The organism is Corallococcus sp. AB032C (assembly GCF_003668935.1).
GTDB lineage: Bacteria > Myxococcota > Myxococcia > Myxococcales > Myxococcaceae > Corallococcus > Corallococcus exiguus.
In genome coordinates, this window is record NZ_RAWP01000079.1 from 1 (window position 1) to 12,495 (window position 12,495).

Consider the following 12,495-nt stretch of genomic DNA (forward strand, 5'->3'; position numbering starts at 1 on the left):
CCCTTCACCGCGGCCCTGTGGAACCGGCTGGAGTCCTGCCTGGACTCCCTGCCTTCGGGCGAACGGCTCCGCCTGCTGGACGCGCTCTATGAGATGGCGCTCGCGGACGGCCCCCTCCAGCGCTCCGAACGCGAGGCCCTGAAGCGCATGGCCGAAGGCCTGGACGTCCCCTACGCCAAGGTCCAGGCCCTGGCCGAACTGCACCTGGGCGACGCCACCGCCCACTACCAGACGCTGGGCCTCCCCCCGGACGCCACCGACGCGGAGGTGAAGAGCGCCTACCGCAAGCTCGCCGCCCGCTTCCACCCGGACAAGGCCGCCCACCTGGCGCCCAAGGCCGCCGAGCAGGCCGCCCGCCGGTTCCAGGCCGCCCGCGACGCCTACGAGGAAATCCGCAGGCTGCGCGGCCTGTAGCCCGGGTTAGAAGACAGGAATCCCATGAGCCAGCGTCCCCCGAAGAAGAAGGAAGCGGAGTTCCAGAACAACCCGTTCAAGTCCGCCATCAAGACGCTCCAGGACCAGGAGAAGCAGGAGAAGGCGGCGGCCGCCGCCGCGGAGGCCTCGAAGAAGAAGGCCGTCGTGCAGAAGCCCTCCAAGGCCCCCAAGGCGCGTCCGGAAGACGACGACGTGGGCCTCTTCTTCTCCGCCATGGACGGCGTGCAGCAGATCACCCACCGCGGCGAGGCCCCCAAGACGAACCCGCGCCTGCCGGAGATCATCGACGACAACGCGGAGGCGCTCGCGCAGCTCTCCGACCTGGTCGCGGTGGACGGGCCGCTGTCCTTCACCGGCTCGGACGCGGCCTTCGAGGGCGCCTCCCCCGGCACCGACCCCAACCTGCTGCGTTCGCTGCGCCGGGGCGACTTCTCCGTGCAGGACCGGCTGGACCTTCACGGCAAGACGCAGCGCGAGGCCCAGGCCGCCGTGGAGCGCTTCCTGTCCGACAGCCGCCGCGCCAAGCGCCGCTGCGTGCTCATCGTCCACGGGCGCGGTTTGAATTCCAAGGATCAGATCCCGGTGCTCAAGGACGCGGTGAGGGACTTGCTGTCGCAGAAGCGGCTGGAGCGGATGGTGCTGGCGTTCTCCACTGCCCGTCCGCAGGACGGCGGGGCTGGCGCCGTCTACGTGCTGCTGCGCCGATAGCTTTACGCGTGGCCGTGGCTGTGCATACATGCCGCCATGGTTCGCGACCTCATTGACCTTCACATCCACGTGGGTGGCGCGGTGGCTCCGCACATCCTGTGGTCCATTGCCCACCAGCAGGGCTTCAAGCTCCCCGTCAAGAACTACTTCGACTTCGTCGAGCTCATCACCTCCCGTCCGGGCAAGGTGGGCAGCCTCGACGACTACCTGAAGATCCTCCACACCTGGACGGAGAAGATCCAATCCTCTCCCAGCGCCATCGAGCGCTCCGTCTACGAGGTGATTGGCAAGGAGTACCGGGGCAGCCGCGTCACGCAGATCGAGCTGCGCTTCAACCCGATGAAGCGCAACCTCTCCAGCGAGCTGGACCTGGACCACATCATCCACGCGGCGCTGCGGGGCATGGACCGCGCGACGCTGGAGTACGGCGTGAAGGTGGGCCTCATCTTCTGCCTGGCCCGCGAGTTCGACCACAAGCTCAACAGCATCATCGTGGAGAAGGCCATCAAGTACCGCTCGCGCGGCGTGTACGGCATCGACCTGGCCGGCACGGAGCGCGACGCGATGGAGCACAAGGCCTCGCTCGCGGAGTACGAGGACCTCTACGCCCGCGCTCGCAAGGCCGGCCTCAAGTGCACCGTGCACACCGGCGAGACGGCCGGCACGGGCGCCAACGGCCTGATGGCGGCGGTGGAGAAGCTCAAGCCCCACCGCATCGGCCATGGCATCCGCGCCGCGTACGACGAGTCCGCGATGAAGATTCTTCGCGAGAACAACATCACGCTGGAGCTGTGCCCCACGTCCAACATCCACACCAAGGCCGTGGAGGACCTGCAGGAGCTCAAGCACATCATGCAGACGTTCTGGGACCGCAAGGTGAAGTTCACCATCAACACGGACGGCCCCTACCTGCTGGAGACGGACATGCGGCGGGAGATTGAGATCGTCGAGTCCAACGGCCTGCTCTCCACCGAGCAGGTGGACCAGGCACTCGCGTGGGCGCGCGAGGCGTCCTTCATCCCGGCCTGACGCATGTACGGCCTGACTCGCGCATTGCTCTTCAGCCTGCCCCCGGAGCCCGCGCACCGGCTGGGCATGTCGGGGCTCGCGGCCCTGGGGAAGTGGAACGCCCGCTGCCGCGCCATGCGCGAGCACACGCTGCGCCGTGCCCCCATGGACCTGTCCGTGGAGCTGGCGGGGCTGAAGTTCGCCCACCCGGTGGCGCTCGCCGCCGGGTTGGACAAGGACGCGGAGGCCGTGGACGGGCTGTTCGCCTGCGGCTTCTCCGCCGTGGAGATTGGCACCGTCACGCCGAAGCCCCAGCCGGGCAACCCGAAGCCGCGCCTGTTCCGCCTGCCGGAGCACCGCGCGGTCATCAACCGCATGGGCTTCAACAACCACGGCACGGCCACCGCGGCGGAGCGCCTCAAGGCCCGCTCGTGGAAGCCCGGCCCGCTGGGCGTGAACATCGGCAAGAACAAGGACACGCCGCTGGAGCGCGCGGTGGACGACTACGTGGCGTGCGTGGACGCGCTCGCGTCGCTGGGGGACTACGTCGTCGTCAACGCGTCCTCGCCCAACACGCCGGGCCTGCGCAAGCTGCAGGAGCCAGAGCAGCTGTCCGCGCTGCTGCTCGCCGTGCGTGAACGGATGGAAGCCGTGGCTCCGGGCACGCCGCTGTTCCTGAAGATCGCCCCGGACCTCACGCCCGAGGCCGTGGATGAAGTCGTGGACGTGGCGATGGCGCGCGGGCTGTCCGGGCTCATCGCCACCAACACCACGCTCACCCGCCCCTTCGAGCACCCGCACTCGAAGGAGGCCGGCGGCCTGTCCGGCGCCCCCGTGCGCGAGCTGTCCAACGCCGTCATCCGCCGCGCGTACCAGCGCGGCAAGGGCGCCCTGCCCCTCATCGGCGTGGGCGGCGTGTTCACCGCGCAGGACGTCTACGAGAAGCTGCGCGCGGGCGCCACCGTGGTGCAGGTGTACACGGGCTTCATCTACGAGGGCCCGGGCATGGTGGACCGAATCCTCCCGGAGCTGGGCGCCCTGCTGGCCCGGGACGGCTTCGCCTCCGTGCGCGACGTGATTGGCGTGGACGCTCGCTAGGGGAGTCCTCTTCTTCGCGCTCCTGAGTCACCCCTACGCCGGGGAAGTCACCCAGGACTCTCCGCGCAACTCCTGACACGGCTCCGTCAGCGTGTCGGCACTTCGCGCAGCTCGACGTCGCTCGGGCCCAGCTTGTCCAGCGTCGCGGCGAACCGCTCGGAGACCACCATCACCCCCGTTCCCCATACGCGGAACACGTCGCTCGATGGCACAGTGGCCGCGTCCAGCGCCCAGTCGGTGGCGAGGCTGAAGCCGCCCTGGTGGCCGCAGTAGTCGCAGGACGGGCTGTCCGGCGTCATCGAGGCGTAGTGGGCGCGGCCGATGGGGCGCGCCTCCACCTCGTACAGCTGTCCCCTGCTCCCCTGCAGCTGCGCCTGCACCGCCTCCACGCCTTGCAGCGGCAGTTCGCGAAGGGCCGCCCGTGCGTCCTCGCGCACCAGCAGCTGCCAGCCAGGCCACGCCGTCAGCGGGCCGAAGTCACCGGACGCGGCGCCCCGAAGTGGCCCAAAGGCGCAGCCTGGCGTCACCTCCTGGTCCACCGCCACCAAGGGCGTGATGGCCGCGGCCATCCGGCGGTACTCGGCCACCGTCGTCGGCCAGAGCGTCTCCTCGAGTTCCTTCGCGAGTGCCCCCGTCCCGCTCAAGTCCACCGTCGGGTACGCGCCCGCGCCCGCCCAGGTTCCGCAGCGCGGACAGTCCACCCCTGGCAGCACCCATCGATGCTCGGCGTCGTAGCGCCCGCTCCACCGCCATGACTCCTGCGATGCGCGCACCCTGTAGTACCGCATCAGTCATCCCTCACAGGTTGGGGACTCAGGTCGACGACTTGCCAGTACGTCATGGTCAGACCGAAGAGGCCGTGCTTTTGAATCATGGCCGACGCCTGCTCGAAGTATTCCACCTTCCTGGCGCGGTCCCGTTTCAGCTCAAGCCATTCCTCCCACTCGCGATTCCACGGCCCGCCTGCCTCTCCGCGGTGAATCTTGTGATGCAGGTCGGCATCAATGGCAATCACGTACTGGTGGACATCGATGCCTCTGCGCGCGAAGCGACGCTCGAAGGCCTGGGGGAAGATGTGGTGCCGCTCCTTCGGTCGCCTCGCCCATTCTTCAATGGCCTGCTGCCGACGCAGTTCGCTGGGCAGCGGCTCTCGCCTGTGCCAGCGAAACACCATGATGGGCTGCGCACCGCCTGGAAGTCCCTGGGCATTTCCCCAGTTGCGTTGCGCGCCACTTCCAGGCGCGACGAGGAGTGGTGCCACCGTGGCGCCTCGCGTCCGCACCACGCGCCCGGGCACCAGGTCCTCGCAGCGGTACAGCGCGCAGCCCTCGCCGGCACACAGCGCCGCGGTGCAGATGTCGTGCGTGTCATCGCGACATCCTGCCGTCGTTCCCGCCTCCCGCCACACCTCCTCGGGCGTTAGCCGGTGCACTCCAGCTGGCGCGCAGCTGACAACGAGCAGCAGCCCAAGCATCCAACGCATATGGCCCCCGGACGTGAACGCCGCAGTCTTCCGCACAGCTCACCGTCGCGAGCATGTCCGCGCGGGCAGCACTTCATCCGGTCGCCGACAGCGACCGGCCTTCCCGGTGGCCCCGGGCACGCCGCTGTTCCTGAAGATCGCCCCGGACCTCACGCCCGAAGCCGTGGATGAAGTCGTGGACGTGGCGATGGCGCGCGGACTGTCCGGGCTCATCGCCACCAACTCAACCCTCACCCGCCCCTTCGAGCACCCGCACTCGAAGGAGGCCGGCGGCCTGTCCGGCGCCCCCGTGCGCGAGCTGTCCAACGCCGTCATCCGCCGCGCGTACCAGCGCGGCAAGGGCGCCCTGCCTCTCATTGGCGTGGGCGGCGTGTTCACCGCGCAGGACGTCTACGAGAAGCTGCGCGCGGGCGCCACCGTGGTGCAGGTGTACACGGGCTTCATCTACGAGGGCCCGGGCATGGTGGACCGAATCCTCTCGGAGCTGGGCGCCCTGCTGGCCCGGGACGGCTTCGCCTCCGTGCGCGATGTGATTGGCGTGGACGCTCGCGAAGGCATGCCCGCATAGGCCCACCTGCCCTCCGGGGCAGGTAACCTGTCTTCCTGGCGACACAGGAAACTCGGGACAGGGTGCGGGCGATGATTGTGGGACGTCTTCCGCCCTTCGAGGTGCGCCGTGAAGATCTCGCGTCCGCCGTCCTCCCCGCCCGCGTCGCCGACCTTCACGCCGCGCCCTTCCGTGCCGCAGCCGGTCCCGCCGAAGCCGCCCGCGGAGCAGAGCCCCTCCGACGTCTTCGACGGGCCGGTGGCCAGCTCGAACGTGGGTGACAGCAAGCAGGGTGCTTCAGGCAGCAGCATCCGCGTCGGCGCGAGCGCCTCGAGTGGCGGACAGGGCATCGAGGACCGGGACAAGTTCAAGCCGTCACAGGGCCCTGGTGGCCCGGGCACGACCGCCTCCGGCAGCAGCATCCGCGCGGGCGGCCGGGGCAACTCCGGCGGGACGCAGGGCGATCCCCCCTGCACGCCCCACCGGAGGGACTGAAGACGCCGTTCCTCCCGCGCACGCGCGCTCAGTACTCCTTCAGGAGCGCGGCGGCCACCTTGAGGTCCAGCCGCTTGAACAACGCCGAGACCTTCGCCTTCGGGATCAGCTTCTTCGCGGCCGCCTCTACGCGGAGGAGCGCGAAGGCGAGCTGATCGAGTGAGTCGAAGGCCGGCGAGACAGAGCCCTCCTCGTGCGCGTAGCGGACGACCGCTCCCGTCGTGACGTCGAGGAGGAACATCTCGCCGGAGCCGTCGCTCGCGATGCCGACGTACTTGTCGTCGTTCGCACCGGCCAGGTCCTCCTTCTTGCAGTCGAAGCCGTAGCTGTCGAAGTCGAAGGCGAGGGTCATCGACGGCACGCCACCGCCCGTCACCACTTCGTCCAGCGCACGACCCGCGGGAACGGCACGAACCTTCTTGCTGCCGGGCTTCGACACGCGGGGCGCCTTCGGGAAGAAGCGCGCCGCGTCGGCCGCGAAGTCACCGCGCTCGATGTAGCCGGCCAGGGTGCTCGCCTCGGTGCTCTCCCCCCACTCGGTGAGCGTGGGCTTGCTCACGTCGAGCGGCGTGCCGTCCTTGGCGAAGAACGTCGTGCTCTTCAGCTTGCCCTTGGCGAACACCGCCGTCAGGCGATGAGGCCAGGGCTTCGGGACCTTGAAGATCTTGTGCAGGAGCTTCGTGCCGGCGTACTCGAACAGGGCGCCATCGACCGGGCCGACGACCCACTCGAGGGCGCCGTCGATGACGCCATCACGCAGTTCAATCCGCAGCTCGTCCGGGAAGTCGAAGCCGGGGCGGAAGCGCACCTCGACCAGCGCGCCGTCCGCGAACGTCGCGATCATCGTATTGTTCGGCCCGTTCGGCAGCCCAAGCGCCTCCTGCATGGCCAGGCGCGGTGCGTGCTCCGACATCTCGTGGATGCCGAGCGACCATTTGATCTCTCCATCCAGCTTGCCGTCCTTGCGCGTGGCGTCGAGCAGCAGCAGGCCCGACGGATGGATCCACAGGCGCTCGCGCGCGTCGTTGGGACCTCCGCATCGCCAGAGTTTGGTGGGGGCATCGAAGGTGGCTTCAGGAGGAACGCTCTTGGGGCGCGGGGCGGTCGTCATCGCGCCGCACCATACCTGTCGCACCCCTTCCCTCCACCTTCTGGTGGGCGCGGAAGCGCTGTCTGGCTTTGAACGCTGACGCGCCGCATCTCAGACGCGTCTTCGGTTTTCCGGGACTCCTCGGAAACTTGGAACGTGGTGGGTCCGATGATGGTTTCAGGAACTCCGTCCTGAGGTGCTTCGTGAAGATCTCCCGCCCGCTGTCGAGCCCCACGCAGCCCGAGCAGCCCACCCAGCTTCCGGTGCATCGCGCGTCCGGGCAGAGCCTGGCTGGCGGGCACGGATCCTCCAGCAGCGCCCAGGGCTACAGGGATCCGCCGGACCTCTTCCAGGGCGGCCCCAGCCATGACCGGCCTGGCCTCTTGATCCAGGACCGCCTCCATCGCGGCCCCGTGGGTGAGGGCGGCCAGGCGCGGCCCTGCGCCTCCGGCTCCAGCGTGAGGGGCCAGGGTGGTGGCCACTCCGGTTCCGTCTCGTGCAGCTTCGTGCCTTCGGAGAGCGGGGCGGCGGGCGCGGCCAGGCCGAAGCCATCCTCCCCCTTCCAGAAGTTGGCCGAGCGGGTCCGCGACCTGTTCGCGAAGCTGGTGGGCGCGGACGCGCCGGAAGGCTCCCGCCGTGGCCGGGTGGCGACGGGCGATAGCTCCCGGTCCGCGGGCTCCAAGCACACCGGCAGTGGCCAGGGACGCATCGGGGCCGAAGAGGAGCTCCAGGCCAGCGACCCGGCTCGGGTCGGCGGCTGACCCGCGGCGTGATCCTGCGTTCCGGGCGTGAGTGACGGTAGGCTTGCCCCGGAATGAACGACGTCCAGCGATTCGGGCCGTACCGCGTCCTGCGGGACATTGGTGAAGGCGGCATGGGGCGCGTCTCGCTCGCGGAACGCGAGGGCTGGGAAGAGCCGGTCGTCCTCAAGCGAATCCACTCCGAGCACGCCGCCGACGTCCGCTTCCGCCGCCGACTGCTGCGTGAGGCGGAGGTCGCCGCCGGACTGCACCACCTCAACGTGGTGCGGGTGCTGGAGACGGGCGTCATCGACGACCAGGTCTACCTGTCCATGGAGTACGTCGCGGGCTCCAGCCTCGCGCACATCCACGCGGCGAGCCGGCCGGAGCTGCTGCCACCAGGCCCCATCCTGGATGCCATCGCGCAGGCCTGTGACGGGCTCGCGTACGTGCACCAGTTCGTCAACCCGGAGTCGGGCAAGTGGATGGAGCTCATCCACCGCGACGTGTCCCTGGACAACCTGCTGCTGTCCTACACCGGCACGGTGAAGATCGCGGACTTCGGCATCGTGAAGACGTCGGAAGGCACGCAGACGACATCCGGCGTGGTGATGGGGAAATTGGCATACATGTCCCCGGAGCAGATCCGCGACGAGGTCCTGGACGCGCGCGCGGACCTGTACTCGCTGGGCATCTGCCTTTACGAGCTGCTCGCCGGACGGCGGCCGTTTCCCATCCAGCGCGGCCGCGCGGTGATGGAGTCGGTGCTGTATGACGCTCCGCCACCGCTCACGCCGCAGCGCCCGGGGATTCCCGCGTCGCTGGTGTCGCTGGTGGAAGCACTGCTCGCCAAGGGCCGCAAGGACAGGCCCACGGAGGCCGCCGCCGTGGCGAAGGAGCTCCGCGCGGAGCTGGCCCGGCTGGGCGAGTCCCCGCTCTTTCCGTCCCGGCTGATGGAGCCACCCACCGGCGTCCCAGCGAAGCTCCGGAGGCTCCGTCCGGCCCTGCCCGAGCCTCCCGCCTCCGAGCCCACGGAGGTGATGAAGCCGGAGGTCCTGCCCACCCTGCCCCTGGAGCCCGCGCCTCCACTGCGCTCGGAGGCGCCGACCCAGGCGTTGAGGCCCCAGCGCCCGGTGTCCCGGCCGCCGGAGCCCGCTCCTCCCGCGAAGCGGTTCCGGCCCTCCGAAGAGCCACCGCCACCGTCCTCACAAGCACTGTGGCTCAAGTGGGTGGCCGTCTCCGTTGCGGGAAGTCTGATCGCCGCGGCGGCCTGGTGGTGGAGCTGATCAGCAGCCGCAGGTCCCGCTGAAGGCGTACTGGTATTGATATTCCGTGTGCGTGTAGGTGCCGCCCGCGTCGAAACACACGCGATAGCTGTACTGCTGATTGAACAGGCCCGGCTTGCCGCGCTGGTAGGGGTAGCTGCCATCGTCGCACGGCGGAGGGAGGTGCTCAGGCCCGCCCCCCGTGATGGAACGGGGAGCAGCCGCCATCGGATCACCCTCACAATACCAATAGACGCCACACGCGCGGTTGTCCGAACAATACTGCCCGCCCGAGTTGATCCACTCGGACCAGTTCGCGCACGAGCCCAGCGCGGCCTCCGTCGTGGCCAGTGAAGCCTCCTCGGCCGCGGCCTCCTCGGGCGTCATGGGCCCACCGCACGCAGTCAACGCCAGACCCGTGCAGACGCCGACGACGACGCGCAGCAATGACATTCCAGGCATGAAGGGGGACTCCTTGTCCGAGGGGGCACCGGCATGGCGCCCAGCCGTCCGACAGGGATTCAGATTAGACAATCTCGACTCCCCAGACCAGCGCAAGCCTTTCAGGAAAATTCCCGACAAGAACGGTCCGTTCAAAAGGCGGCAAAGCCTATCGGCTTGCAATCCATTGCCGCACCGCGGCCAGCTCGCGCCGCGTCATATTGCCGCCCTGCGCAAAGCCATCCTCGGCCTTGTTCGCCAGCGTCAGAGCCCGCGCATGCTCCGCGGGCTGACCCCAGAGTGCCTGCGCGAGCGCGAAGTGCGTCATCGCGGCGTCCACCGGGTTCCAGCCCAGCGGGGCCAGCACCCGCTCGGAGGTCTCCAAAAGCTCTCGCGCGCTGTCGCCCTGCCCCAGCAGGAAGTACGCGAGCCCCAGCGCGGTGCGGCTGTGGATGGTCCGCGCATGCTCCGCGCCCAGCGAGCGCGACTTGGAATCCAGCGCCGCGCGCAACAGCGGCACCGCCTCCTTCGGACGGCCCTGCGCCACCATCAGCCGCCCTACGTCCTCCTCCAGCGTGTCCACCGCGAACTCCTCTGGTGGCAACACCTTTCGTTGGAGCGCCAGCCCTTCCTGGAAGTGCGCGAGCGCGTCCGCGTCCCGCTCCAACCGCTCCTCCGCGCCGGCCAGCGCCTTCAGCGAATCAATGGCCTCGCGGCTCTCCGCGCCAAAACCCTGACGCATTCCCTCCAGCGCCTGCCGGTGCAGCGCGAGCGCCCGGTCCGGCGCGCCCAGCGACTCCTGCACCAACGCGATGTCGTGGAGCAGCAGCAACGTCTGGGAATTGAGCGGCCCCAGCGTCTGCTGTTGCAGCGTGTACGCGCGCTGTAGCCACTCCAGCGCCTTCGGCAGGTTGCCTGACTCCTGCTCCGCGAAGCCCAGGTTGGTGAGCGTGCCCGCGAGCAGCGGATGCACCGGGCCCAGCCGCTCCTCGTAGATGGCGAGCGCCTTCTGGTACAGCGCGGTGGCCTCCGCCTTCTTGCCCTGGCGCAGCATCACCATGCCCAGGTTGTTGTAGACCTTCGCGGTGTCCACGTGCGTGGGCCCCAGGGTTCGCTCGCGCAGCGCCAGGGCCCGCGTGTAGTGCTCCGCCGCCGCGTCGAGCGCTTCCTCGTTCAGCGCGAGGATGCCCTCGTGGTTGGCGAGCCGTCCCTCCAGGTCCGGCGCGGAGCCCAACCGTTCGATGAGCGCGTGCGCCTGGGCGCTCCACAGGTGGGCCTCGGGGAACCATTCGGGATCCCCGCTCAGTCCCAGCACCAGCTCCGTGGCCACCTGGAGCGCCACTTCGTCATGCCGTCCCGCCGTGGCGGCGGCCATGGCCTCGTGCCACGTAGCCCGCGCGTCGCGCGACTGGCTCATGCGGTGATGGGCCCAGCCCAACACATGGAGCGCCTCCGCCTCCACGGGCCGGTAGTGCGTCACGTGCGCCGCCTCCACTGCGGCCTTGGCCACGGGCACCGCCTGCGCGTAACGGCCCGTGTCGAGCAGCGCCTGCGCATGCGCCACGTCCTTGCGCACGGCGTCCACGCGGGTGCGCGCCGCCTGGTCCTCCGGCGGGGGCACCGCGGCGGAGAGCGCCTCCACGTTCGCGCAGCCAGACACGCCGCGCAGCGAATCCACCGCTTCCGCGCTGCGCTGCACCAGCGCCACATCCGCGTGCGCCAACTCAGCCCCCAGCGCGTCCACCGCCCGCAGGCGCCGGTCCAGACACGACATGCGCAATGCCAGATGCGCTTCCGGCTGCTCTCCCGTCACGCGCGTGGCCTCGCAGGCCTGGCGATGCATGCGGCTCCACTCGGACGCGTAGGCATCCAGCGCGCGCTCCACCCGGTCGAAGGCGCCATCCGCGTCCTTCGCGCCACTCTTCTCGAAGGCCTCCGCCACCGCCGCCTTCTGCGTGGGACCCCAAACGCGGGCGAACAGCTTGGGCGCGCCACTGCACGGCGTGGGACGCACCCACGCCACGCCCACGCCCAGGAAGAGCCCGGCCACCACCGCGATGGAGCGGCCCGCGAGCTTCTTCCGTCCCGCCTCCGGGTCGCGCTCCAGCGCCGCCAGCAGCGCCTCCATGGACGCGAAGCGCTGCTCCGGCGCCACCGCCAGGCCCTGCGCGAGCACGCGGTGCACCCAGCCCGGGACGGATGGATGCGCGGGCGGCTCCAGCTCCACCCGGGGCACCACCGCGCCCTGGGGGGCCCGCTGCGAATCCAGCAGCGTGACGGCCATGCGCCGCAGCGTTCCCTCCTCGAAGGGGCGCTGACCGGTGAGCGCCTCGTAGACGGACACGCAATAGCTGAACTGATCCGCGCGCGCGTCCGGGCCCCGGCCCGCGTACTGCTCCGGCGCCATGTACGCGGGCGTCCCCACCAGCGCGCCCGTCGCCGTGAGCCTTGTGTCGAGCGGCCCCTCCAACAGCGCCGCCGGTGGCACCGCGGGCCCTGCCTCCGTACCCACGCCCGCGTCGGACGCGATGCCGAAGTCCGTCACCCAGACGCCGCCGTCCCGGCCCAGCAGCACGTTGTCCGGCTTGAAGTCGCGGTGCACCAGCCCCGCAGCGTGCGCCGCCGCGAGGCCCTGCCCCATCGCCCGGCATACGGCCAGCACCTGACGCTGGGGGTGCGGCCCCTCGCGCAGCCACTGGCGCAGCGTGCCGCCCTCCACCCGCGCCATGGCGATGAACACCCGGCCCTCATGCGTGCCCACGTCGTGCACCGTGAGCACGTTCGGGTGGGACAGGCGCGCCATGGCCTGGGCCTCGCGCACCAGCCGCAGCGCGCGGGCGTCCTCCTCCTCGTCAGGCAGACGCCGCTCGTGCAGGAGCTTGATGGCGACGGTGCGGCGCAGCTCCGGATCGAAGGCCTCGAAGACCTCGCCCATGCCGCCCTTGCCCAGCCGCGCCAGCAACACATAGCGCCCCACGCGCGTCGCATGGAGCGGACGCTCCGGTACGCTGGAGTCACCCGTCGGGTGGCCTGTGTTCGGCGCCTGGGAACCGGTGTCTTCAGTGGGCCGGGAGGTCTTCATCGCTCCCGGCCTATCCTGAACCCGCCTTTCCCCATTATCCCTGCCTGCCTACCTGCTCCGGGTAGTGATTGTGACAATGCCCAATGGCAGACATTGCACATCG

General features: G+C 69.9%; 12 protein-coding genes and 1 pseudogene. 8 read left to right on the forward strand and 5 right to left on the reverse strand.

The window, feature by feature from the left end; translation table 11 throughout:
* From D7X99_RS28855 to D7X99_RS28870, 4 genes are all read left to right on the forward strand, one after another.
* A partial coding sequence (locus tag D7X99_RS28855) for a DnaJ domain-containing protein (protein WP_158627088.1) occupies window positions 1-414 on the forward strand: 414 nt, incomplete at its 5' end.
* A 24-nt stretch (window positions 415-438) separates the two neighbouring features.
* Window positions 439-1,143, forward strand: a complete 705-nt coding sequence (locus D7X99_RS28860; protein ID WP_121780599.1) for a Smr/MutS family protein — start codon at window positions 439-441, stop codon at window positions 1,141-1,143.
* 36 nt (window positions 1,144-1,179) lie between these two features.
* The gene (add, locus tag D7X99_RS28865) at window positions 1,180-2,172 is read left to right on the forward strand and encodes an adenosine deaminase (RefSeq protein ID WP_121780600.1); all 993 of its coding nucleotides are present in this window, start codon (window positions 1,180-1,182) and stop codon (window positions 2,170-2,172) included.
* A 3-nt stretch (window positions 2,173-2,175) separates the two neighbouring features.
* Window positions 2,176-3,249, forward strand: a complete 1,074-nt coding sequence (locus D7X99_RS28870; RefSeq protein WP_121780601.1) for a quinone-dependent dihydroorotate dehydrogenase — start codon at window positions 2,176-2,178, stop codon at window positions 3,247-3,249.
* 86 nt (window positions 3,250-3,335) lie between these two features.
* Here D7X99_RS28870 and D7X99_RS28875 read toward each other — a convergent pair whose 3' ends face one another.
* Both D7X99_RS28875 and D7X99_RS28880 read right to left on the reverse strand, forming a co-directional pair.
* Window positions 3,336-4,037, reverse strand: coding sequence for a double-CXXCG motif protein (locus D7X99_RS28875; protein ID WP_121780602.1), 702 nt, complete (start codon window positions 4,035-4,037; stop codon window positions 3,336-3,338).
* Window positions 4,037-4,723, reverse strand: a complete 687-nt coding sequence (locus D7X99_RS28880; protein ID WP_233596749.1) for a TIGR02269 family lipoprotein — start codon at window positions 4,721-4,723, stop codon at window positions 4,037-4,039. Before D7X99_RS28880 ends, D7X99_RS28875 begins: the two co-directional genes overlap by 1 nt.
* Window positions 4,724-4,817: 94 nt before the next feature.
* Here D7X99_RS28880 and D7X99_RS28885 point away from each other — a divergent pair.
* Together D7X99_RS28885 and D7X99_RS28890 are read left to right on the forward strand one after the other, a co-directional pair.
* Window positions 4,818-5,300 (forward strand): annotated as a pseudogene (locus D7X99_RS28885) (dihydroorotate dehydrogenase (quinone)); the annotation flags it as partial.
* Window positions 5,301-5,408: 108 nt separating this feature from the next.
* A complete protein-coding gene (locus tag D7X99_RS28890; RefSeq protein WP_147452009.1) occupies window positions 5,409-5,774 on the forward strand; it encodes a hypothetical protein in 366 nt (121 codons plus the stop codon).
* A gap of 28 nt (window positions 5,775-5,802) precedes the next feature.
* On the opposite strand, the gene D7X99_RS28895 is transcribed toward D7X99_RS28890, so the two are convergent.
* Window positions 5,803-6,885, reverse strand: coding sequence for an SMI1/KNR4 family protein (locus D7X99_RS28895; protein ID WP_121780603.1), 1,083 nt, complete (start codon window positions 6,883-6,885; stop codon window positions 5,803-5,805).
* 182 nt (window positions 6,886-7,067) lie between these two features.
* Between D7X99_RS28895 and D7X99_RS28900 the strand changes: the two genes are divergently transcribed.
* Both D7X99_RS28900 and D7X99_RS28905 read left to right on the forward strand, forming a co-directional pair.
* Complete coding sequence (locus D7X99_RS28900) at window positions 7,068-7,625, forward strand: hypothetical protein (protein WP_120575612.1); 558 nt, start codon at window positions 7,068-7,070, stop codon at window positions 7,623-7,625.
* 53 nt (window positions 7,626-7,678) lie between these two features.
* Window positions 7,679-8,890 carry a serine/threonine-protein kinase gene (locus D7X99_RS28905; protein WP_121780604.1) on the forward strand — a complete coding sequence of 404 codons (1,212 nt, stop codon included), beginning with the start codon at window positions 7,679-7,681 and terminating at the stop codon, window positions 8,888-8,890.
* Here the strand turns inward: D7X99_RS28905 and D7X99_RS28910 are convergent, their stop codons facing one another.
* A complete protein-coding gene (locus D7X99_RS28910) occupies window positions 8,891-9,331 on the reverse strand; it encodes a hypothetical protein (protein WP_120575610.1) in 441 nt (146 codons plus the stop codon).
* Window positions 9,332-9,479: 148 nt separating this feature from the next.
* Complete coding sequence (locus D7X99_RS28915) at window positions 9,480-12,392, reverse strand: serine/threonine-protein kinase (protein WP_121780605.1); 2,913 nt, start codon at window positions 12,390-12,392, stop codon at window positions 9,480-9,482.
* Window positions 12,393-12,495: the final 103 nt, after the last annotated feature.

What these genes read in the sequence shown, in the direction of transcription:
- D7X99_RS28860 (WP_121780599.1), top strand. Translation starts at nt 439, where the DNA reads ATGAGCCAGCGTCCCCCGAAGAAGAAGGAAGCGGAGTTCCAGAACAAC.
- add (WP_121780600.1), top strand. Translation starts at nt 1,180, where the DNA reads ATGGTTCGCGACCTCATTGACCTTCACATCCACGTGGGTGGCGCGGTG.
- D7X99_RS28870 (WP_121780601.1), top strand. Translation starts at nt 2,176, where the DNA reads ATGTACGGCCTGACTCGCGCATTGCTCTTCAGCCTGCCCCCGGAGCCC.
- D7X99_RS28875 (WP_121780602.1), bottom strand. Translation starts at nt 4,037, where the DNA reads ATGCGGTACTACAGGGTGCGCGCATCGCAGGAGTCATGGCGGTGGAGC.
- D7X99_RS28880 (WP_233596749.1), bottom strand. Translation starts at nt 4,723, where the DNA reads ATGCTTGGGCTGCTGCTCGTTGTCAGCTGCGCGCCAGCTGGAGTGCAC.
- D7X99_RS28895 (WP_121780603.1), bottom strand. Translation starts at nt 6,885, where the DNA reads ATGACGACCGCCCCGCGCCCCAAGAGCGTTCCTCCTGAAGCCACCTTC.
- D7X99_RS28905 (WP_121780604.1), top strand. Translation starts at nt 7,679, where the DNA reads ATGAACGACGTCCAGCGATTCGGGCCGTACCGCGTCCTGCGGGACATT.
- D7X99_RS28910 (WP_120575610.1), bottom strand. Translation starts at nt 9,331, where the DNA reads ATGCCTGGAATGTCATTGCTGCGCGTCGTCGTCGGCGTCTGCACGGGT.
- D7X99_RS28915 (WP_121780605.1), bottom strand. Translation starts at nt 12,392, where the DNA reads ATGAAGACCTCCCGGCCCACTGAAGACACCGGTTCCCAGGCGCCGAAC.